Origin of the sequence: Pseudonocardia lutea (assembly GCF_042658055.1) — a bacterium.
In the GTDB taxonomy this organism is placed as follows: Bacteria; Actinomycetota; Actinomycetes; order Mycobacteriales; family Pseudonocardiaceae; genus Pseudonocardia; species Pseudonocardia lutea.
In genome coordinates, this window is record NZ_JBHSQK010000008.1 from 17,705 (window position 1) to 39,269 (window position 21,565).

General features: G+C 73.0%; 19 protein-coding genes. 14 read left to right on the forward strand and 5 right to left on the reverse strand.

Annotation, left to right across the window (positions count from 1 at the left end; translation table 11 throughout):
* Positions 1–73: 73 nt before the first annotated feature.
* The 4 genes from ACFQH9_RS04790 (at position 74) to ACFQH9_RS04805 (ending at position 5,201) form a co-directional block, all read left to right on the forward strand.
* A complete protein-coding gene (locus ACFQH9_RS04790) occupies positions 74–655 on the forward strand; it encodes a cob(I)yrinic acid a,c-diamide adenosyltransferase (RefSeq protein ID WP_379564597.1) in 582 nt (193 codons plus the stop codon).
* 26 nt (positions 656–681) lie between these two features.
* The gene (gene murA, locus ACFQH9_RS04795) at positions 682–1,950 is read left to right on the forward strand and encodes a UDP-N-acetylglucosamine 1-carboxyvinyltransferase (protein WP_379564599.1); all 1,269 of its coding nucleotides are present in this window, start codon (positions 682–684) and stop codon (positions 1,948–1,950) included.
* Between the two features lie 116 nt (positions 1,951–2,066).
* Positions 2,067–3,023, forward strand: coding sequence for a DUF1206 domain-containing protein (locus ACFQH9_RS04800; protein ID WP_379564601.1), 957 nt, complete (start codon positions 2,067–2,069; stop codon positions 3,021–3,023).
* A 159-nt stretch (positions 3,024–3,182) separates the two neighbouring features.
* On the forward strand, positions 3,183–5,201 hold the full coding sequence (locus ACFQH9_RS04805; protein WP_379564603.1) for a protein meaA: 2,019 nt from the start codon (positions 3,183–3,185) through the stop codon (positions 5,199–5,201).
* Between the two features lie 984 nt (positions 5,202–6,185).
* Here ACFQH9_RS04805 and ACFQH9_RS04810 read toward each other — a convergent pair.
* Positions 6,186–7,895, reverse strand: coding sequence for a methyl-accepting chemotaxis protein (locus tag ACFQH9_RS04810; RefSeq protein ID WP_379564605.1), 1,710 nt, complete (start codon positions 7,893–7,895; stop codon positions 6,186–6,188).
* A gap of 276 nt (positions 7,896–8,171) precedes the next feature.
* Here ACFQH9_RS04810 and ehuB point away from each other — a divergent pair, with 276 nt between their 5' ends.
* Genes ehuB through ACFQH9_RS04830 form a run of 4 tightly spaced genes read left to right on the forward strand, consistent with a single transcriptional unit; the run spans position 8,172 to position 11,262 of the window.
* Complete coding sequence (ehuB, locus tag ACFQH9_RS04815) at positions 8,172–9,083, forward strand: ectoine/hydroxyectoine ABC transporter substrate-binding protein EhuB (protein WP_379564607.1); 912 nt, start codon at positions 8,172–8,174, stop codon at positions 9,081–9,083.
* A 19-nt stretch (positions 9,084–9,102) separates the two neighbouring features.
* The gene (ehuC, locus tag ACFQH9_RS04820) at positions 9,103–9,831 is read left to right on the forward strand and encodes an ectoine/hydroxyectoine ABC transporter permease subunit EhuC (protein ID WP_379564609.1); all 729 of its coding nucleotides are present in this window, start codon (positions 9,103–9,105) and stop codon (positions 9,829–9,831) included.
* A complete protein-coding gene (ehuD, locus tag ACFQH9_RS04825; protein WP_379564611.1) occupies positions 9,831–10,487 on the forward strand; it encodes an ectoine/hydroxyectoine ABC transporter permease subunit EhuD in 657 nt (218 codons plus the stop codon). Before ehuC ends, ehuD begins: the two co-directional genes overlap by 1 nt.
* A gap of 13 nt (positions 10,488–10,500) precedes the next feature.
* The gene (locus ACFQH9_RS04830; protein ID WP_379564769.1) at positions 10,501–11,262 is read left to right on the forward strand and encodes an amino acid ABC transporter ATP-binding protein; all 762 of its coding nucleotides are present in this window, start codon (positions 10,501–10,503) and stop codon (positions 11,260–11,262) included.
* Positions 11,263–11,274: 12 nt separating this feature from the next.
* Here the strand turns inward: ACFQH9_RS04830 and ACFQH9_RS04835 are convergent, their stop codons facing one another.
* Positions 11,275–12,162, reverse strand: a complete 888-nt coding sequence (locus ACFQH9_RS04835) for a transporter substrate-binding domain-containing protein (RefSeq protein WP_379564613.1) — start codon at positions 12,160–12,162, stop codon at positions 11,275–11,277.
* 33 nt (positions 12,163–12,195) lie between these two features.
* Positions 12,196–12,966: an enoyl-CoA hydratase-related protein gene (locus ACFQH9_RS04840; protein ID WP_379564615.1), complete on the reverse strand. Its 771-nt coding sequence runs from the start codon at positions 12,964–12,966 to the stop codon at positions 12,196–12,198.
* Between the two features lie 49 nt (positions 12,967–13,015).
* On the opposite strand from ACFQH9_RS04840, the gene ACFQH9_RS04845 reads away from it, so the two are divergent.
* Positions 13,016–13,717 carry a TetR/AcrR family transcriptional regulator gene (locus ACFQH9_RS04845; RefSeq protein ID WP_379564617.1) on the forward strand — a complete coding sequence of 234 codons (702 nt, stop codon included), beginning with the start codon at positions 13,016–13,018 and terminating at the stop codon, positions 13,715–13,717.
* Between the two features lie 5 nt (positions 13,718–13,722).
* Positions 13,723–14,961 (forward strand): cytochrome P450 family protein, encoded by a 1,239-nt coding sequence (locus tag ACFQH9_RS04850; protein ID WP_379564619.1) that lies wholly within the window; start codon positions 13,723–13,725, stop codon positions 14,959–14,961.
* A gap of 112 nt (positions 14,962–15,073) precedes the next feature.
* Here the strand turns inward: ACFQH9_RS04850 and ACFQH9_RS04855 are convergent, their stop codons facing one another.
* A complete protein-coding gene (locus tag ACFQH9_RS04855; RefSeq protein WP_379564621.1) occupies positions 15,074–15,604 on the reverse strand; it encodes an NUDIX domain-containing protein in 531 nt (176 codons plus the stop codon).
* A 32-nt stretch (positions 15,605–15,636) separates the two neighbouring features.
* On the opposite strand from ACFQH9_RS04855, the gene ACFQH9_RS04860 reads away from it, so the two are divergent.
* Both ACFQH9_RS04860 and nucS read left to right on the forward strand, forming a co-directional pair.
* Positions 15,637–16,617, forward strand: a complete 981-nt coding sequence (locus ACFQH9_RS04860; RefSeq protein WP_379564623.1) for a helix-turn-helix transcriptional regulator — start codon at positions 15,637–15,639, stop codon at positions 16,615–16,617.
* A gap of 6 nt (positions 16,618–16,623) precedes the next feature.
* Positions 16,624–17,283, forward strand: coding sequence for an endonuclease NucS (nucS, locus tag ACFQH9_RS04865; RefSeq protein ID WP_379564625.1), 660 nt, complete (start codon positions 16,624–16,626; stop codon positions 17,281–17,283).
* On the opposite strand, the gene ACFQH9_RS04870 is transcribed toward nucS, so the two are convergent.
* On the reverse strand, positions 17,245–17,913 hold the full coding sequence (locus tag ACFQH9_RS04870) for a TetR/AcrR family transcriptional regulator (RefSeq protein ID WP_379564627.1): 669 nt from the start codon (positions 17,911–17,913) through the stop codon (positions 17,245–17,247). The genes nucS and ACFQH9_RS04870 overlap by 39 nt on opposite strands.
* Before the next feature lie 236 nt (positions 17,914–18,149).
* Between ACFQH9_RS04870 and ACFQH9_RS04875 the strand changes: the two genes are divergently transcribed.
* Together ACFQH9_RS04875 and ACFQH9_RS04880 are read left to right on the forward strand one after the other, a co-directional pair.
* Positions 18,150–19,643: an aldehyde dehydrogenase family protein gene (locus ACFQH9_RS04875; RefSeq protein WP_379564629.1), complete on the forward strand. Its 1,494-nt coding sequence runs from the start codon at positions 18,150–18,152 to the stop codon at positions 19,641–19,643.
* Positions 19,644–19,753: 110 nt separating this feature from the next.
* Positions 19,754–21,538: a 3-hydroxyacyl-CoA dehydrogenase family protein gene (locus tag ACFQH9_RS04880; protein WP_379564631.1), complete on the forward strand. Its 1,785-nt coding sequence runs from the start codon at positions 19,754–19,756 to the stop codon at positions 21,536–21,538.
* Positions 21,539–21,565: the final 27 nt, after the last annotated feature.

Consider the following 21,565-nt stretch of genomic DNA (forward strand, 5'->3'; position numbering starts at 1 on the left):
AACCATAATGCGCTGATTGTGGCCGCTGAACCGCAGGATGGTTCCCTAATGCGCGCCGGGTTAGGCTCGGCCCATGGCCGTGCACCTGACCAGGATCTACACCAAGACCGGCGACGACGGGACCACCGCGCTCGGCGACTTCAGCCGCGTCCCGAAGACCGACCGCCGGCTCGCGGCCTACGCCGACACGGACGAGTGCAACGCGGCCGTCGGGGTCGCCGTCACCGTGGGGCAGCTCGAGGAGCAGCTGCTGGTACCGCTGCGCCAGGTGCAGAACGACCTGTTCGACGTCGGAGCGGACCTGTGTGCGCCGATCGTTCCCGACCCGGAGTACCCGCCGCTGCGGATCGACGAGGCGTACATCACCCGGCTCGAGGGCTGGTGCGACGAGTTCAACGCCGAGCTGCCGAAGCTGGCCTCGTTCATCCTGCCCGGCGGCACGCCCGGCGCCGCGTACCTGCACGTGGCCCGCACGGTCGCGCGGCGGGCGGAGCGCAGCGTCTGGGCGCTCCTGGAGACGGACGCCGAGCGGACCAACCCGCTCACCGCCAAGTACCTCAACCGGCTCTCCGACCTGCTGTTCATCCTCTGTCGCGCGGCGAACCCGAACGGTGACGTGCTGTGGCGGCCCGGCGGGCCCGAGGGCGGCCGCTGAGCCCGGAGCCGCTACCGTCGGTCGTCGTGACGGAGCATTTCGCGGTCCGCGGCGGGGCCCGGTTGTCGGGGACGGTCGACGTCGTCGGGGCCAAGAACAGCGTGCTGAAGCTGATGGCGGCGGCACTGCTGGCCGAGGGCACGACGACCATCACGAACTGTCCGGAGATCCTCGACGTCCCGCTGATGGCGGACGTGCTGCGCAGCCTCGGCTGCACCGTCGACGTCATGGGGGACCGGGTCACCATCGACGTGCCGGCCGAACCGGGCGCGCAGGCGGACTACCGCTCGGTGTCGCGGCTGCGGGCGTCGGTCTGCGTGCTGGGGCCGCTCGTCGCGCGCTGCCGCAAGGCCGTCGTCCCGCTGCCCGGGGGCGACGCGATCGGCTCGCGGCCGCTGGACATGCACGCGAACGGCCTGCGCAAGCTGGGCGCGACCACCGAGATCGAGCACGGCCGCGTCGTCGCGCAGGCGGACGACCTGCACGGCGCGCAGATCTGGCTGGACTTCCCGAGCGTCGGGGCCACGGAGAACATCCTCATGGCGGCGGTGCTCGCCCAGGGGACCACCGTTATCGACAACGCCGCCCGCGAGCCCGAGATCGTCGACCTGTGCGTGATGCTGCAGCAGATGGGCGCGAAGCTCGAGGGCGTCGGCTCGTCGACGCTCACCGTGCACGGCGTCGCGGAGCTGCAGCCAACCACCCACCGCGTGATCGGCGACCGGATCGTCGGCGCGACGTGGGCCTTCGCCGCGGTGATGACGCGCGGTGAGGTCACGGTCCGCGGCGTGGACCCGCACCACCTCGACCTGGTGCTCGACAAGCTGCGCAGCGCGGGCGCGGAGACCCGCATCGGCGGGGACGAGTTCGCAGTGTCCATGGCCGGCCGCCCGCGGGCCGTCGACTTCGTGACGCTGCCGTACCCGGGCTTCGCCACGGACCTGCAGCCGATGGCGATCGCCCTGTCCGCGGTGGCGGACGGCACCTCCATGATCACCGAGAACGTGTTCGAGGCGCGGTTCCGGTTCGTCGACGAGATGGTCCGGCTGGGCGCCGACGCCCGCACGGACGGCCACCACGCAGTCGTGCGCGGGGTGGAGCGGCTCTCCAGCGCCCCGGTGTGGGCGAGCGACATCCGGGCCGGCGCCGGTCTCGTGCTCGCCGGGCTGTGCGCCGACGGCGTGACCGAGGTCTGGGACGTCGACCACATCGACCGTGGCTACCCCCGGTTCGTCGAGAACCTGGCCTCGCTCGGTGCGGACATCCGGCGGTTGTCGGCCGACCCCGAGCGGTAGCGCGCCGCGTTCCTCCGGTCGGAGCAGTCCGGGATGCCGGAAGCGTGCCGACGTGCGACAGTCCGCCTCACCCTCGGGTGGCCCCTCACCCGGACGCGTGACCTGCGGAGGCTCCCATGACCGACGTCAGCCCTGCCGGATCGTCCCGTACCTCCCGGGAGCACGGGTCGGGGGGCGCGTCGGACCGCGCGTCGGACCGGACGTCGGACGGCGGCCTCGGGGGCAAGGTGGGGGAGGTCGCGGGCTCCGTCGGCACCGCCGCCCGCAGCGCCGACCGGCACGCCGCGAAGGCCGCCCGCAGCGAGCCCGTGCGCAAGGGCGTCCGGCTGGGGATCGCCGCCCACGGCGTGCTGCACCTCCTCATCGCCTGGCTCGCCCTGCAGATCGCGCTCGGCGGGGGCGGCGGCGAGGCCGACCAGAGCGGCGCCGTCACCACGCTCGCGCAGCAGCCCTTCGGCCGGGTGCTGCTGTGGGTGCTCTTCGTCGGGTTCGTGGCCGTGGTGCTGTGGCGGCTGTCCACCGCGCTGTTCGGCTTCGGCTACGTCCAGGACGACAAGAAGAAGCTGGTCAAGCGGGTGGTCAGCGCCGGGCAGGCCGTCGTGTACGCGGCACTGGCGGTCCTGGCCGTCCGCGCCGCGGTGCAGGGCGGCGCGCAGGGCGGCGGCGGCAGCAAGGCCACCGCGGGCGTGCTCGGGCTGCCCGGCGGGCAGATCATCGTCGCGCTCATCGGGGTCGGCGTGGTGATCGGCGGCGGCGTGATGATCTGGCACGGCGCCAAGAAGAAGTTCACCGAGGACCAGGACCTCGCCGGGGTGAACCCGCACGCGCGCAAGGTCGACGAGCGGACGGGCCAGGTCGGCTACATCGCCAAGGGCATCGCGATCGGCGTGCTCGGCGGGCTGATCGTGTCCGCGGCCGTCACCTTCGACCCGGCCAGGGCCAACGGCCTCGACAGCGCCCTCAAGACCCTCGCCGGCCAGCCCTTCGGCGTCGTGCTGCTCGGGCTGGTGGCGATCGGGATCGCCGCCTACGGCGTCTTCTGCTTCTTCGACGCGAAGTACCACCGGGTGTGACGTCCCCGTCCGATCGGACGGCTTGACCGATCGAGTGCGTACTTTGCCGCGCAGATCGCGTACTTTTCCACCCAGACAGGTGTGACGACGCCCGTTCGTCGGGGTGGCGAAGGCTACCGGCCAGTACGATCCGGGTGGTCTTCGACGTGGAGGTGTCCGGTGCCGTACCCGACCGATCGAGAGCGCGACCGCCCCTGGGTGATCCGGACCTACGCCGGTCACTCCTCGGCGGAGAAGTCCAACGCGCTCTACCGGCGCAATCTCGCCAAGGGCCAGACCGGTCTGTCCGTCGCGTTCGACCTGCCGACGCAGACCGGCTACGACCCCGACGACGAGCTCGCCAAGGGTGAGGTGGGCAAGGTCGGCGTGCCGGTCAGCCACATCGGCGACATGCGCACGCTCTTCGACGGCATCCCGGTCGCCGAGGCCAACACCTCGATGACGATCAACGCGCCGGCGATGTGGTTGCTCGCGCTGTACGTCGCCGTCGCCGAGGAGCAGGCCGAGGCGTCCGGGCTGGACCACGCCGAGGTGCGCGCCAGGCTCGCCGGCACCACGCAGAACGACATCGTCAAGGAGTACCTGTCCCGCGGGACGTACGTGTTCCCGCCGGCCCCGAGCCTGCGGCTGATCACGGACATGGTGGCCTGGTCGGTCACCGAGATCCCGAAGTGGAACCCGATCAACATCTGCAGCTACCACCTGCAGGAGGCGGGCGCGACGCCGGCGCAGGAGCTGGCCTACTCGCTGTCCACCGCGATCGCGGTGCTGGACTCGGTGCGCGACTCCGGGCAGGTGCCGCAGGAGCGGTTCGGCGACGTCGTCGGGCGGATCTCGTTCTTCGTCAACGCCGGGCTGCGGTTCGTCGAGGAGATGTGCAAGATGCGCGCCCTCGGCCGGCTGTGGGACACGATCACCCGCGAGCGCTACGGAGTGGAGAACCCGAAGCAGCGGCGGCTGCGCTACGGCGTCCAGGTCAACTCGCTCGGGCTCACCGAGGCGCAGCCCGAGAACAACGTCCAGCGGATCGTGCTGGAGATGCTCGCGGTCACGCTGTCCCGGGACGCGCGCGCCCGGGCGATCCAGCTCCCGGCGTGGAACGAGGCGCTCGGACTGCCGCGGCCGTGGGACCAGCAGTGGGCGCTGCGCATGCAGCAGGTGCTCGCCTACGAGACCGACCTGCTCGAGTACGAGGACATCTTCGACGGCTCGCACGTGATCGAGGCCAAGGTGTCCGAGCTGGTCGAGGCGGCGCAGGCCGAGATCGACCGCGTCCAGGAGATGGGCGGGGCGGTCGCCGCGGTCGAGAACGGCTACATGAAGGGCGAGCTGGTCACCTCGCTGGCCGAGCGACGGCGCCGCATCGAGTCGGGCGAGGAGGTGGTGGTCGGCGTCAACAAGTTCGAGACCACCGAGCCGAGCCCCCTGCAGGCCGAGGGTGCGGCGTCGATCGAGACCGTCGACCCGGAGACCGAGGCCGCCGCGATCGCCGCGATCAAGGACTGGCGGGCCTCCCGGGACCAGAACGCCGTCGCCGAGGCGCTCACGCGGCTGCAGGACGCGGCCAAGACGGACGAGAACCTCATGCAGGTCTCGATCGACTGCGCCAAGGCGGGCGTCACCACCGGCGAGTGGGCCGGGGCGCTGCGCGAGGTGTTCGGGGAGTTCCGGGCGCCGACCGGGGTGTCGGCTGCCGTCGCAGGCGGGGAGGCCGCGGTGGAGATCGCGGAGGTGCGCGAGCGGGTCCGGGCGACCGGCGAGGAGCTGGGCTCGCGGCTGCGCATGCTGGTGGGCAAGCCGGGCCTCGACGGGCACTCCAACGGCGCCGAGCAGGTCGCCGTCCGTGCCCGCGACGTCGGCTTCGAGGTCGTCTACCAGGGCATCCGGCTCACCCCGGCCCAGATCGTGGCGGCCGCGGTACAGGAGGGCGTGCACGTGGTCGGGCTGTCGGTGCTCTCCGGCTCGCACCTGGAGGTCGTCCCGGCGGTCGTCGACGGTCTGCGGGCCCAGGGCGCCGACGACGTCCCGGTCATCGTCGGCGGCATCATCCCTTCCGAGGACGCGAAGGTGCTGAAGGAGAAGGGCGTCGCCGCCGTCTTCACACCGAAGGACTACCAGCTCACCGAGATGATGGACGAGATCGTCAGCCTGGTGCGCCGGGAGCACGGGCTGGACTGAGCCCGCGCCCGACAGGACCGCGACCCGGGCGCGGTGGTTCCGGTCGACGAGGCCCATCCCGCCGGACTGGTGACCACATGATCCACGGTCGGGCAGCGGAACGATCGGGATCCGGCTGTTCCCCATCCGAGACGTGGATCAAGGGGCTTTACGGACGCGGTCAGCCGACCTCGGGGAGCGGGCCGGTTCCGCAGTCGCACACGACGCGGGCGGGTGGGGCGTCGCGCATCGGGTGGGGCGTCGCGCATCGGGTGGGGCGTCGCGCACCGGTGGGGCGTCGCGCACCGGTGGGGCGTCGCGCACCGGTGGGGCGTCGCACATCCCTCAGGGCGCTGCGGCACACCCGTCGCGAGCGCGGCACATCCGGTCGACGGGGTGTGGATCGCGCGGGCGGGTGTGCGAGGCAGCCCGCTCAGGGATGGTTCGGGCGGCCGAACCACCGAGCTGATCGTCCTGCCGCACCTCGCACACCTCGTCGGGCCGGACACACCCGGTCGACGGGGTGTGCGGCGCACTTCGCGCGTGTGGGAGCGGGTCGCGGCGGGTGTGCGACGCTCGGGCGGGTGTGTGCTGGGCGCGCGACGGGCGTCCCAGGCGAGGCTGGGTGCCCGGCTTCCGCGGCGGTGTGACGCCTGGTCAGGCAGGTGCGGCACATCCGTTGCGAGGGCGGCACATCCGGTCGACGGGGTGTGGATCGCTGTGGATCGCGCGGGCGGGTGTGCGAGGCAGCCCGCGTCGGAATGATTCGGGGGCCGAACCACCGAGCTGATCCTCCTGCCGCACCTCGCACACCTCGTCGGGCCGGACGCACCCGGTCGACGGGGTGTGCGGCGCACTTCGCGAGTGTGGGAGCGGGTCGCGGCGGGTGTGCGACGCTCGGCCGGGTGCGTCGCACCACCCCGGCAGTGCGTGACGCCCCATCGGAGGTGCAGCGGCGCGGTCGGGTGTGCGGGCGGGCGGCCGGGTGTGTGGCGTCTGCCGTGGTCAGGCCCGGTCGGGCTCGTCCCGCTCCTCGCCCCGGCGGCGGAAGAAGTTGAAGCCGGGGATGCCGTTGATGGCCTGCCGCACGCCCTTGAGCTCGTCGAGCAGCTCGTGGACGTCCGGGCCGACCCGGTCGAGCGTCGCGAGGATCGGCATGATGTCGCTCTCGAGATGCTCGGTGAGCGCGGGCAGCTGGTCCACCATGCGGATCGCCGCGTGCAGCTCCTCCTCGGAGAACTCGTCGACGAACCGCGTGGCGAGCGGCGCGGCCCGCTCCGCGATGGGGCGGTAGGTCGCGAGCAGCGAGCCGGCCTGCTCGCTGAGCCCGGAGGCGTCGCCCACGAGGTGGTCGGCGCGGTCCGCGACGGCGGCGGCCCGCTGGACCAGCTCGGAAGCGTCGTCCGCGACCGAGCCCGCCCCGGCGACGATCGTGCGGGCGTCGTCGGCGACGGAGCCGGCCGAGGCGACGATGCGCTCCGCATCCTCCGCCACACCGCCGACGCGCGAGACGAGCTCCTCGGCGGACGCGGCGGTCTCCGTCACCCGCGTGATGAGCTCCTGCGCGGACTCGGCGGTGCCGCCGACCCGCGTGATGAGCGATTCCGCGGACTCCGCGGTGCCGCCGACGCGGTCGATGAGCGACTCCGCGGATTCGGCAGTACCGGAGACACTCGCGATGAGGGTCTCGGCGGACTCGGCGGTGCCGGAGACCCGGGTGATCAGCTCGTCCGCCGAGCCGGCCGTGCCACTGACACGGTTGATCAGCGACTCCGCGGACTCGGCAGTGCTGGAGACACTCGCGATGAGGGTCTCGGCGGACCCGGCCGTGCTGCCGACCCGCGTGATGAGCGACTCGGCGGAGCCGGCCGTGCCACTGACACGGTTGATCAGCGACTCCGCGGACTCGGCAGTGCTGGAGACACTCGCGATGAGGGTCTCGGCGGACTCTGCGGTGCCGGAGACCCGGGTGATCAGCTCGTCCGCCGAGCCGGCCGTGCTGCCGACCCGCGTGATGAGCGACTCGGCGGAGTCGGCGGTGCCGGAGACCCGGGTGATCAGCTCGTCCGCCGAGCCGGCCGTGCTGCCGACCCGCGTGATGAGCGACTCGGCGGAGTCGGCGGTGCCGGAGACCCGGGTGATGAGCGATTCCGCGGACTCCGCGGTGCCGCCGACGCGGTCGATGAGCGACTCCGCGGACTCGGCAGTGCCGGAGACCCTCGCGATCAGGGTCTCGGCGGACTCGGCGGTGCCGGAGACCCGCGTGATCAGCTCGTCGGCCGTCCCCGCCGTGCTGCGCACCCCCGCCACGAGCCCCTCGGCCTCCCCGGCGACCAGCCGGACGCGCGCGACGAGCTCCTCGGCGTCGGACGCGGTGCCCGTGACCCGGCCGATCAGCTCGGTGGCGTCGGTGGCGGTGCGGTCGACCCGGGCGACGAGGTTCTCCGCGGTGCCGGCGACCCGCTCGACCCGCCCGATCAGCCCGTCGGCCCGGTCCGCCACGCCGTCGACGCGGTCGAGCAGGCCCTCGACCCGGCCCGCGATCCCGGCGACCCGGGCGAGGAGGGCGGCGACCTCGTCGAGCAGGTCGACGGCGCGCTCCGGCAGCCCGGCCGCGACGCCGACGGCCTCGCCCGTCCACCCGGCGACGGCCCGTGCCCCGTCGAGCAGGTCGGAGGGGCCGGGGACGGGCAGGCCCGCGATGCGAAGTGCCATGGCGGTGATCCTCCCGTATCCGCGGCCCTCCGGCCGGGTCACCCGCGCCCGCGCCGCCCACCGGGTCACGCTCCGCAACCGGCGCTGCTCCCGGTCGGTGCGGTACGTCGCCGTTCGTCACAGTCACGTAACGACCGTGTGTAACCGCCGCCAGCCTTTGACCAGTCATGATCGAGGACCTACGTTCGATCTCCGTTGCCGGTCACCGGCGCAGGGGGTGTGCCCGGTCCGGCCCAGCTCGCGACGACGACGTCGACAGCCGAAGGGGTGCCTGCCATGTCCCGAACCGCCTGGTCCCGCCGGGAGTTCTTCCGCCGCACCGCCATTGCGGGTGCGGTCGCCATCGGAGGCCCGGCGCTGCTGTCGGCCTGCACGCAGACCAGCACGGGCGGTTCCGGCGCGGGCGGCACGCTCGAGCGCGCGAGGTCCGCCGGCACGATCAAGGTCGGCATCGCCAACGAGGCGCCCTACGGCTTCACCGACAGCAGCGGGAAGGTGACCGGCGAGTCCGTCGAGGTCGGCCGCGCGGTGCTGAAGAACCTGGGGATCAACGACCTCCAGGCGACCACGGTGGACTTCGGCTCGCTCATCCCCGCACTGAACGCCAACCAGTTCGACATGGTGACCGCCGGCATGTTCATCAACGCCCAGCGCTGCCAGAACGCCGCCTTCTCCACTCCGGACTACACGGCGCCGACGGCCTTCCTCGTGCCGAAGGGCAACCCGGACGGTGTGTCCACCTTCGAGGACATCAAGAACAAGAACCTCCGGCTCGCGGTTCTCAGTGGTGCCGTGGAGCAGGGCTACGCGCAGAAGAGCGGCGTGCCGGACGGCCAGATCCAGGTCTTCGACTCGCAGAACACGCTGCTGCAGGCGGTGACCGCGGACCGGGTGGACGCGGCGGCGCTGACGAACATCTCGCTCAACGACGTCGTCGCCAAGAACCCCGGCGCGAACGTCGAGGTGACCAAGGGCTTCTTCCCGACGATCGACGGCAAGCAGACGATCTCGGCCGGTGCCTTCGTGTTCCGCAAGGCCGACACCGACTTCGTCAACGCCTTCAACGGCGAGCTGACCAAGCTGCACCAGAACGGGCAGTGGCTGCAGATCGTCACCCCGTTCGGGTTCACCCAGGACAACCTCCCGGGAGCCGACGTCACGACCGAGAAGCTCTGCGCGGCGGCCTGAGCGTCGGCACGGGGCCACCGTGGAGAACCTCCCGCAGATCGTCGGAGTCCTGTCCGACGGCATCCCCGAGACCGTCCTCGCGACGCTCGGCGGCATCCTGCTGACGATCGTCCTGTCGGTCGGCGCGGGCCTGCTCCTGCTCTCGCCGTCACGCACGGTGCGGGGCGTGACCCGGGTGTACGTGGAGGGCTTCCGCGGCACGTCCGAGGTGGTCCAGCTGTTCTGGATCTACTTCGTCCTGCCCGTGCTCGTGGGCTTCCAGCTGCTGCCGCTGTTCGCCGGCATCGTGGTGCTGGGGCTCAACCACGGCGCGTACGGCGCCGAGATCGTGCGCGGCGCCGTCCGGTCCGTGCCACGGGCCCAGTACGAGGGGGCGATCGCGCTGAGCCTGTCGCCGGCGCAGCGGATGCGGCGCGTGATCCTGCCGCAGGCCTTCGTGGAGATGCTGCCGCCCTTCAACAACCTGTTCATCCAGCTGCTGAAGTCGTCCGCGATCCTCGCCCTGATCACCGTGCCCGAGGTGACCCGGCAGGCGCGGGAGGTGCTGATCCCGAACTACGGCGCGGACACGCTGCTGATCTTCGGCGTGACCTTCGTGATCTACCTGGTGCTCGCCGCGGTCATCACGTTGGTCATGCGGCTGCTGGAGCGGTGGGCCTCGGCGCGGCTGGGCCGCCGGCCCTCCCGCGCGGCACGGGCGGCGGCGCGGGCGGCCGGACCGACGGGCACCGAGGGGGTGGCGGCCTGATGCCCCTCTGGGACTGGAACTACGCGTTCGACATCCTGCCGGACCTGCTCCTGGCGCTGGTCACGACGATCGAGATCACGCTGCTCGGCTCGGTGGTCGCGCTCCTGCTCGGGCTGGTGTTCGCGGTGCTGCGGCGGCTGCACATCCCGGTGCTCGACCAGGTGCTGTGGGCCTTCATCGAGGTGGTGCGCTCGACCCCGCTGCTGGTGCAGGTCTTCTTCCTGTTCTTCGTCCTGCCGCAGTTCGGGGTCACGCTCAGCGCGTTCGTCGTCGGCGTCGTGGGGCTCGGCGTCCACTACGCGACCTACACCTCCGAGGTCTACCGGGCGGGGATCGACGCCATCCCGAAGGGGCAGTGGGAGGCCTGCACCGCGCTCTCCCTGCCGCGCACCCGGGTGTGGACCGGCGTGATCCTGCCCCAGGCGGTCCCGCGTGTGCTGCCGGCGCTGGGCAACTACGTGATCTCCATGTTCAAGGAGGTCCCGCTGCTGCTCGCGATCGGCGTGGTCGAGGTCGTCAACGAGGCGCGCGAGCTCGGCTCGCTGACCTTCCGCTACACCGAGCCGTACACCATCGCCGGCCTGCTCTTCCTGCTGCTGAGCTACCCGGCGTCCATGTTGGTCCGACGACTGGAGCGCCGCCGTGCCACCGCCTGACAGCACCGAGCCGATGATCGTCTTCGACGGCGTGGAGAAGCGCTTCGGGTCGAACGTCGTGCTCAAGAACCTCCACTTCACCGTCGCGCCGGGCGAGCACGTCACCCTGATCGGCCCGTCCGGCTCGGGCAAGACGACGATCCTGCGCCTGCTCATGACGCTCGAGCGGTGCAACGAGGGCACGATCTCGGTGGGCGGCCGCTACCTGTCCCACGAGTTGCGTGGCGGCAAGCTCGTCCCGCCGCGCGAGAAGTACCTGCGCGACGTCCGCAAGCACATCGGGATGGTGTTCCAGCAGTTCAACCTGTTCCCGAACATGACGGTGCGCGGCAACCTCTGCGAGGGCCCGACGCGGGTGCTCGGGCTGTCCAGGGACGAGGCGAGCGCGCGGGCCGAGGAACTGCTGGACCTGGTCGGCCTGAAGGACAAGATCGACGCCCATCCCACCCAGCTCTCCGGCGGGCAGCAGCAGCGGGTCGCCATCGCCCGCGCGCTGGCCATGCGCCCGGACGTCCTGCTGCTCGACGAGGTGACCTCGGCGCTGGACCCCGAGCTCGTCGCCGGGGTGCTGAAGCTGTTGCAGGACATCGGCGAGAGCACCGACATCACCATTCTCTGCGTGACCCACGAGATGGGCTTCGCGCGGGACTTCTCGCACCGGGTGATGATGTTCGACGGCGGCCGGGTGCTCGAGGACGCGCCGCCGGACAAGCTGTTCACCGACCCGGACCACCAGCGCACCAGGGACTTCCTGCACGCCGTGCTCAACCACTGAGGAGGGCCCCGCTCACGGCCCGGTCGCACCTGCGCAGAGGGAGTCCGTGGTGAGCTCGGCGGGCGGGAGGTTCTCGGCGGTGAACCCGAAGGGCCGCACGAGCTCGAGCCAGCGGCCCGAGGTGTGCAGCGCGGTGAGGCCGGCGTCGAAGGCGGTGCGCAGGTCGGCGTCGCCCGGCCGGAAGGCGAAGGCGCCCACCGGGTAGACCCGCCGCCCGTCCGCGTCGACCCGGGCGGCGACCCCCGGGGTCACCTGCACCGCCGCGCCCGGGTTGCGGGCCAGCTCGTCGAGCAGGGAGATGCGGGTGAGGACGGCGGCCGGGACCTCGCCGCCGGCGACCGCGCGGAACAGCGTGCTCTGCCCGTCGTAGGTGCGGATGGCCTCGGGCGGGAGGCCCGCCGCGCGCGCGTACTCCTGCTCCGCCGACCCGGTCAGCACGGCGAGCTCGATCCCCGCGCGCCGCACGCCGTCGAACGTCCGGATCCCGCGCGGGTTGCCCTCGGGGACGAGGAAGGCCAGCGGCGCGAGGAAGTCCGGCCGGGAGAAGGCGACGCGCCCGCACCGCGACGGGGTGACCGTGGTGCCGGCGGCGACGATGTCGAACTGCTCCGCCAGCAGCCCGTCGAGCAGCGCGGCGAACGGGACCTGGATCGCCTCGATCCCGCCCACCCCGAGCCCGGCGAGGACGGCCCGGGCGACCTCGGGGGCCTCGCCGGTCACCGTGCCGTCCGTGGAGGAGTACCCGTAGGGCCGCTCGCCCGCGATGCCGATGCGCGCCACGCCGTCCGCCCGCATGCGCTCGAGCGCGGAGCCCGCGCGCGAACCACAGGCGGCCAGCGCGGCGGCGCCCCCGAGCGCGGCCGCCCCGGCGAGGAGCGAGCGTCGGGAGACCAGGTGCATCGCGCGAAGGGTAGTGGCCCAGGAGCAGGCTCCTCAGTCCGGCCAGACCGGGCGGCGCTTCTCCAGGAAGGAGGCCATGCCCTCCTTCGCGCCCGCGGACTGCGACATCGCCGCCATGACCTCGACGGCGATCGCGTAGGCGTCGGCCTCCGGGCGGTCGAGCTGCGCGTAGAGCGTCTGCTTGCCGATCTCCTTGCCGAACCGGCTGCCGCGCGTGGCGCGGGCGAGCAGTTCGTCCGTGCGCGCGTCGAGCTCGGCGTCGGGCACGACGTAGTTGACCAGGCCCCACTCGGCCGCGGTGCGGGCGTCGATCGGGTCACCGGTCAGGGCCAGCTCCATCAGCCGCTTGCGGCCGACGTTGCGCGCCACCGGGACCGCCGGGGTGTGGCAGAACCAGCCGCCCTTGCCACCGGGGAGCGCGAAGGCGGCGGACTCGGCCGCGACGGCGAGGTCGCAGGTCGCGACGAGCTGGCAGCCGGCCGCGGTCGCGATGGCCTGGACCTTCGCGACCACGACCTGCGGCACCGCCTGGATCGTCTGCATGACCTCGGTGCACAGGGTGAGCAGCTCACGGACGCCCTTGAGGTCCCGGGCCGCGACGTCGGCGAAGTCGTGCCCCGCCGAGAAGGCCTTGCCCTCGGCGCCCAGCACGATCCCGGTCGCGTCGCTGCTGCCGGCGGTCTCGAACGCGTCGAGCAGCTCGCGGAGGTGGTCCTCGGAGAGGGCGTTGCGCCGCTCCGGCCGGTTCATCGTGATGCGGACGGTGTCCCCGTCCTGCTTGACCAGGAGGTGCTCGTAACCCATGGGCTCACGGTAGCTGGACGGGCCGCCGGACTGGGTCTACCGTGACCGCATGACCGGATCGGCAATTCCAGTCACGCAGTCACGCGAGGAGCGGCTCCTCGACGTGGCCGCCGACCTGCTGGTCCGGTGGGGCTACCAGCGCGTGACGATCGACGAGGTCGCCCGCCGCGCCGGGATCGGCAAGGGCACCGTCTACCTGCACTTCCGCACCAAGGAGGCGTTGTTCCTCGCCGTCCTCCTGCGCAGCCACCGCACCGTGACCGCCCGCACGGCGGACCGGATGGAGGCCGATCCCGCTGAGGCGCTGCCCGCCCGCGCCATCCGCTCGATCTACCGCGAACTGCTCGACGACCCGGTGACCCGCCCGCTCTACCTCGGCGACCCGGAGGTGCTGGGCCGGCTCGCGCACGAGGCGGCCGACGCCCTCGGCGACCTCACGGCGAAGCGCACCGAGGTCGGCCGGCGCTGGTTCTCGCTGGTGCGCGAGGCGGGCCGGATGCCCACCGACCTGCCGATCGACGCGCAGATGCACCTGTTCTCCGCCGTCACGACCGGCTTCTTCTTCCTCGACGGCATGCCGTCCACGCCCGGCCCCACGGACCCGGACGCGCGTGCCGACCTGCTCGAACACGCCCTGCGGAGCGCCCTGGAGATCCCGGGTGCGCCGCTGACCCGCGAGTGCGCGGCGGAGTGCGCGGCGCTCTTCCGCTCGCTGCTCGACCAACTGCCCACCCTGAGCGGAACCAGGTGACCACCATGGCCGTGCTCGACGCGCCCGCCCTCACCGACCCGGAACTCCTCGCCGACCCCTGGAACGCCTTCGGCCGCCTGCGCGAGCAGGCGCCCGTGCTGCGCAGCCGGTTCGGGCTGGGCGGGGACGAGGCGCCGCTCTGGCTCGTGACCCGCTACGCGGACGTCCGCGCGGTGCTGAGCGACCCGCGGTTCGTCAACGACCCGGCGAACGCGCCCGGCGGCCGGGACACGCGCAAGGACCTGATGGCCGCGCTCGGCGTGACCCCGGACCTGGCCGCGTACATGACCCGCAGCGTGCTCGACGCCGACGGCGCCGACCACACCCGGCTGCGCAAGCTGGTCTCCCGGGCCTTCACCGTGCGCCGGGTCGGCGACCTGCGGCCGCGGGTCGAGGAGATCGCCGCGGGCCTGCTCGCGGGCCTCGCCGCCGCCGAGCAGCCGGTCGACCTGGTCGAGGCCTACGCCTACCCGCTGCCGATCACGGTGATCTGCGAGCTCGTCGGGATCCCGGAGGAGGACCGCGCGAACTGGCACGTCTGGGGCCGCGAGCTCGTGTCGGCCGACCCGGCCCGGGTGCCCGGCGCGATGCGGGCCACCGTGGACCACATCCGGGACCTCGTCGCGCGCCGCCGCGCCGAGCCGACGGACGACCTGCTCGGCGCCATGATCCGCGCCCAGGAGGAGGACGGCGACCGGCTCTCGGACTTCGAGCTGGTCACCATGGTGCTCGCCCTGGTCTTCGCCGGGCACGAGACGACGGCGCACCTGGTCGCGAACTCGGTGGCCGCGCTGCTCACCCGTCCCGACCAGCTCGCCCGGCTGCAGGCCGAGCCCGACCTGTGGCCGGCCGCGGTCAACGAGCTGATGCGGCTGTGGGGACCGGTCAGCATGGTCCGCGTGCGGTACGCGACCGAGCCGGTCGAGATCGGCGGGGTGGAGATCCCCGCCGGCGCGGCCGTGCAGCCGGTCCTGCTGTCCGCCAACGGCGATCCGCGCGAGTTCGACGACCCCGAGACGTTCGACGTCGGGCGGCGGACCGAGCGCGGGGAGGGGCACCTCGGGTTCGGCCACGGCGCGCACTACTGCCTCGGCGCCGCCCTGGCCCGGCAGGAGGGGGAGGTGGCGCTGCGGGCGCTGTTCACCCGCTTCCCGTCGCTGGAACTCGCGGTGCCGCCCGAGGAGCTGGTGTGGCAGCCGGTCCCGGGCTCCCGCCGCCTCGCCGCCCTCCCCGTCCGCCTGTGACTCCGGCGCAGTACGGAGCCATGACGTCACTTCGGGCCGTGAGGGAGCGCATCATGGTTCCCTGACGCGAGCTCAGGGCCCGGATTCGCGCATCGTGGTTCCATAGTGCGGATCACTGGCGGTCGTGGAGGACCAGGAGCATGTAGGCGGCGACGGACTGGGCGTCCGTGATCTCGCCGCCCGCGATCATGGCCTCGAACTCGGCGATGGTGAACCAGGCCTGCCGCATGTCCTGCTCGGTGTGCTCGCGCTGCGCCTCGCCCTCGGTGAGCTCGGTGGCGAGGTAGACGTGCCCGCGCTGGCTGGACATGCCCGGCGCGACGTCGAGCGTGCCGATCTTCTCCATCCGCCCGGCCCGCAGCCCGGTCTCCTCGACCAGCTCGCGGACGGCGAGCTCGGCGGGGTCCTGGGCGGCGCGGTCCGGCGCCGTGCCGGCGGGGAACTCCCAGCGTCGCATGCCGATCGGGTAGCGGAACTGCTCCACCAGGTGCAGCCGGTCCCCGTCGCGCGGGATCACCAGGGCGTAGGTCGGCTTGTCGATCACGCCGTAGACGCCGTCCGAGCCGTCGGGGCGGCGCACGGCGTCCTCCCGGACGGTCATCCAGTCGTTCGCGTAGACCTGCCGGGTCGAGAGGGTCTCCACACGGTCAGCCTCCCACCTGCGACGATCGGGCCGTGCGCGCGTCCCGGCTGATGGCCCTGCTCTTCGTGCTGCAGCGGCGCCGCTCGGCCACGGCGGCCGAGCTGGCCGCGGAGCTGGAGGTCTCCGAACGGACGATCTACCGGGACGTCGCCTCGCTGACCGAGGTGGGCGTGCCGATCTGGACCGAACCGGGGCCGGGCGGCGGGATCCGGCTCGTCGAGGGCTGGCGCACCCGGCTGGACGGGCTGACCGCGCACGAGGCCGCGGCCATGCTGACCATGGGCGCGCCGCAGCTGCTCGCCGAGCTGGGCCTGGGCACCGCGCTGGCCGGCGCCCAGGCCAAGATCCTCGCGACCCTGCCGGAGGGCCTGCGCGCGCACGCCCGCACCGTCGCCGAGCGGGTGCACCTCGACGCGCCGGGCTGGTTCCAGAACCCGGCCGAGGTCACGCACCTCGCCGTGCTCGCCGAGGCGCTCTGGGAGCAGCGCCGGGTCCGGATCGTCTACGGGCCGAGGAGCGTCCGCCGGGAGGTCGATCCGCTCGGGCTCGTGCTCAAGGCGGGGGTCTGGTACCTGGTCGCGAAGGTGGGGGACCGGCCCGACGCCGACGTCCGCACCTACCGGGCGGCCCGGATCGCCGAGGCCGAGCCGCTGGACGTCATCTTCGAGCGGCCGGCGGACTTCGACCTGCCCGCCTGGTGGGCGGAGTCGGCGGGGCGGTTCGCGGCGTCGATGCTGCGGGAGAAGGTGCGGATCCGGGTCTCGCCGGCCGGTCTGCGCGCCCTCCCGCACGTCACGGACGCCGAGGCGGCCCACGCCGCCGTCGCCGCGGCGGGGGAGCCCGACGCGGAGGGTTGGCGCGAGGTGCTGCTCGACGTCGAGTCGCTGCGGGTCGCCGCCGGGCAGCTCGTGGCGCTGGGCGGCGAGGTCGAGGCCCTGGACCCGCCCGAGCTGCGCGCGATGCTGGCCGAGCACGGCCGGGCGCTGGCCGAACGCAACGCCCCTCTAGGGTGACGGCCCGTGCGCCTCGTCATCGCCCGCTGCCAGGTGGACTACGTCGGCCGGCTCACCGCACACCTGCCGATGGCCCCGCGGCTGCTGCTGGTCAAGGCCGACGGGTCGGTCAGCGTGCACGCCGACGACCGCGCCTACAAGCCGCTGAACTGGATGAGCCCGCCGTGCTGGCTCAGCGAGGAGCCGGGCGTGTGGACGGTCCGCAACAAGGCCGACGAGTCGCTCGTCATCACCATCGACGAGGTGCTGCACGACTCCTCGCACGAGCTGGGGGTGGACCCCGGCCTGGTGAAGGACGGCGTCGAGGCGCACCTGCAGGAGCTGCTGGCCGCGCACCCCGAGACCTTCGGCGAGGGCTGGACGCTGGTCCGCCGCGAGTACATGACCGCGATCGGCCCGGTCGACCTGCTCTGCCGCGACACCGCGGGCGGGCACGTGGCGGTGGAGGTCAAGCGCCGCGGGGAGATCGACGGCGTCGAGCAGCTGACCCGGTATCTCGAGCTGATGAACCGCGACCCGCTGCTCGAGCCGGTGAGCGGGGTGTTCGCGGCGCAGCAGATCAAGCCGCAGGCGCGCACGCTCGCCGAGGACCGCGGGATCCGCTGCGTGACCGTGGACTACGACGCGCTACGGGGCCTGGACTCCAAGGACCTGCGGCTCTTCTGAGCCCCCGCCCCGCGCCGGCGGCAGCACCCCGCGCAGCTGGACCAGCACGAAGTCGCGCACGTCGGCCGCCGGCAGGTCGGGGCGGGTCAGGACCTGCAGGAGCATCGCGTTGGTGTGGTAGCGGGCGGTCCGGTCGACGTCGAGGTCCAGGCCGAGCGCGTCCGCGGCGTGCCGCAGGGCGGCGTCGAGGATCTGCGGGATCCGGGCGATCAGCCGGGTGTCGTCGAGCGCCCGCGGTGGGCCCTCGCTGCGGACGGCGTCCTCGTAGAGGGCGGCGAACAGCGCGAAGGTCAGGGTGCGACGGGCCTCGAGCAGCCGCACCATCTCGTCCACGGCCAGCCGGACCACCTCGTCCGGCGCCGCGCCGGTCGCGACCCGCCGCTCGACCTCCGCCACCGCCGTCTCGATGCGCGGTGCGAACAGGTGCGCGATGAGCGCGTGCTTGCTGCCGAAGTGGTTGTAGAGGGTCGCGAGGGCGACGCCCGCCCGGGACGCCACCTCCGTCATCCGCGTGCCCTGCCAGCCCTGCGCGGAGAACAGCTCCTCGGCCGCGGCGAGGATCGCGGCGCGCGTCCCGGCGGTGCGCTCCTGGCGCCGCCCGGGTCGCCGCCCCGGCCCCTGCTCGCTCATCGGCGGAGGCTAGCCCAGCGCAACTGCATTGTGGAGTACCTGGAACCCGTTATAGGTTTTGCGTCCGCGCGGGCACGGCGGGCCCGTTCCCCGGGCGCGGGTCCGGGGGCGCGGCCCTGTGCGGAGGAGGGGTCCGCGCAGCGCCGCGCCCCGTTCCGCACGTGCCGGTCGGTGGTGGTCCGCCCGGGTCGCCGGAGGCACACGCGGCCCCTCGCGGCCGCCCTACCCTGACCGACGTGACCGCCAGCACCGAGGCTCCGGCCAGCACCCGCCCCGACACCTTCGACTCGCTCGACCCGCGCACCGGGGAGGTCGTCGGGACCCACCCGGTCCACGGCGAGGCGGACGTGCGCGCCGCGGTGGCCCGGGCCGAGGAGGCCGCGCGGTGGTGGCGCGGCCTCGGCTTCGACGGCCGGCGCGCGCGGCTGCTGGCCTGGCGCAAGGCCCTGGTCGCGCGGCTGGACGAGGTCGCGGCCGTGGTCTCCGCGGAGACCGGCAAGCCCCTCGACGACGCCCGGCTCGAGCTCGTCCTCGCCGTCGACCACGTGGACTGGGCGGCCAGGCACGCGAAGCAGACCCTCGGGCGGCGGAGGATGTCGCCGGGCCTGCTCGGCGCCAACCAGTCGGCGACGCTGGGCTACCCGCCGATCGGCGTCGTCGGGGTGATCGGGCCGTGGAACTACCCGGTCTTCACCCCGATGGGCTCGATCGCCTACGCGCTCGCCGCGGGCAACGCCGTCGTGTTCAAGCCGAGCGAGCTGACCCCCGGCGTCGGGGAGATCCTCGCCCGCACGCTCGCCGACGCGGTGCCGGAGAGGACGCTGCTCGAGGTGGTGACCGGCTTCGGCGAGACCGGCGCCGCGCTGTGCCGCGCCCCGGGCGTCGGCAAGATCGCCTTCACCGGCTCGACGGCCACGGGCAAGCGGGTCATGGCCGCCTGCGCCGAGACGCTCACCCCGGTGCTCATCGAGTGCGGCGGAAAGGACGCGCTGATCGTCGACGCCGGCGCGGACGTCGAGGCCGCCGCCGACGCCGCGGTGTGGGGCGGGATGTCCAACGCCGGCCAGACCTGCGTGGGCGTCGAGCGGGTGTACGTCGTCGAGTCCGTTGCCGAGGAGTTCACCGCGGCGCTCGTGGCGAAGGCCCGCGGGCTGCGCGCCGGCACCCAGTTCGGCCCGATGACGATGGCCTCGCAGACGGACGTCGTCCGCCGGCACGTCCGGGACGCGCTGGACAAGGGCGGGCGCGCCGTCGTCGGCGGCGAGGACTCGATCAGGCCGCCGTTCGTGGAGCCCGTCGTGATCGTCGACGTCCCGGAGGACTCCTCGGCGGTCACCGAGGAGACCTTCGGGCCGCTGATCGTGGTCAACCGGGTGCCGGACGTCGCCGAGGCGGTCCGCCGGGCCAACGGCACCCGCTACGGGCTCGGGGCCAGCGTGTTCACCGGTTCGGCGAAGGAGGGCGAGCGGATCGCCGAGAGCCTGCGCTGCGGCATGGTGAGCGTCAACGGCGTGATCGCGTTCGCCGGCATCCCGTCGCTGCCGTTCGGCGGGGTCGGCGACTCGGGCTTCGGCCGCATCCACGGCGAGGACGGCCTGCGCGAGTTCACCCGCCCGCAGGCGGTGGCCCGGCAGCGGTTCGCGCTGCCCGTCCCGGTCACCAGCTTCACCCGCACCGCGAAGCACATGAGCACCCTCCTCGGCCTCGTCCGGGCACGTCACGGGCGGTAGACCCGCCATCCGGACGGGGTGTTCCCGGCCTCATGCGTGGGTTACCAAGCAGCGGGGGATGAGAGGATTACCGCTCGGTACAGACCCTCGAGGCAGCGGGAGGTAACGGCGTGGCACGCGAGTTCCGGACGGTCGGCGTGGTCGGCCTGGGCACCATGGGTGCGGGCATCGTGGAGGTGTTCGCCCGCAACGGCCTGGACGTGATCGCCGCCGAGGTGGACGCGGCCGCCGTCGAGCGCGGGAAGGCGCACCTGGAGACCTCGACGAGGCGCGCGATCGAGCGCGGCAAGCTCACCGAGGAGCAGGCGGGCGAGCTGCTCGGCCGGATCACGACGACCACGTCGCTGGCCGACCTGGCCCCGTGCGACCTCGTCGTCGAGGCGGTGCCGGAGTCGCTCGAGCTCAAGGCGTCCGTGTTCGCCGAGGTGGACAAGCACGTCGGCCCGGAGACGATCCTGGCGTCGAACACCTCGTCGCTGTCGGTCACCGAGCTGTCGGTGCGCACCGCGCGCCCGGGCAAGGTCGTCGGGATGCACTTCTTCAACCCGGCGCCGGTGCAGAAGCTGGTCGAGCTGGTGCGCACGGTCGTCACCGAGCCGGACGTGGTGGAGGACCTCCAGGCCTTCGCCGCCACGCTGGACAAGGTGCCGGTCGTGATCGGCGACCGCGCCGGGTTCATCGCGAACGCCCTGCTCTTCGGGTACCTCAACCACGCGGCGCGGATGTACGAGTCGCGCTACGCGAGCCGCGAGGACCTCGACGCCGCCATGCGCCACGGCTGCGGCTACCCGATGGGCCCGCTGGCCCTGCTCGACCTCATCGGCCTCGACACCGCGTACGAGATCCTCGAGACGATGTACGCGCAGTCGCGCAACCTCATGCACGCCCCGGCGCCGGTGTTCAAGCAGATGATCACCGCCGGGCTCCTCGGCCGGAAGAGCGGCCGCGGCTTCTACACCTACGAGAAGCCGCACAGCAGCAAGGTCGTGCCCGACGCCCTGACCCCCGCCTCGGTCGTGCCCGAGGACGTCCCGACCCGCGACGTGCAGCGGGTCGGCGTGGTCGGCACCGGCACCATGGCCAGCGGCATCGTGCAGGTGTTCGCGCAGGCCGGGTTCGACGTGGTGGTCCGCGGCCGCAGCGAGTCCAAGGTCGAGGCGTCCGTCGGCGGGATCCGCAAGGCGCTGGACAAGGCCGTGGTGCGTGGCCGGCTCACCGAGGAGGAGCGGGACGCCACCCTCGGCCGGATCACCGGCACCACCTCGCTGGAGGACTTCGCCGACGTCGACCTCGTCGTCGAGGCCATCGCGGAGGAGCTCGAGGTCAAGCGGGCCGTGTTCGGCGCGCTCGACGAGATCTGCAAGCCGGGCGCGATCCTGGCGACCACGACCTCGTCGCTGCCGGTCGTGGAGTGCGCGGCGGCCACCAACCGGCCCGCCGACGTGGTCGGCCTGCACTTCTTCAACCCCGCCCCGGTGATGAAGCTGGTCGAGGTCGTGTCCACGATCAGCACGTCGCCGGAGGTGGCGGCCACCGCGCTGGCGCTGTGCCAGAAGCTGAAGAAGGTGCCGGTGTCCTGCGGCGACCGGGCCGGCTTCATCGTCAACGCGCTGCTCTTCCCGTACCTGAACGACGCGGTGAAGATGCTCGAGGCGCACTACGCGACGGCCGACGACATCGACGCCGCAATGAAGACCGGCTGCGCCCTGCCGATGGGGCCGTTCGAGCTGCTCGACGTCGTGGGCCTGGACGTGTCGCTGGCCATCGAGCGCTCGCTGTTCGCCGAGTTCCGCCAGTCCGGCTTCGCCCCGGCGCCGCTGCTCGAGCACCTGGTCACGGCGGGTCGGCTCGGGCGCAAGACCGGGCAGGGCTTCCGGGACTACACCGCGCGCTGAGCTGTGACGCGCCGCGGCGCCGCCCGC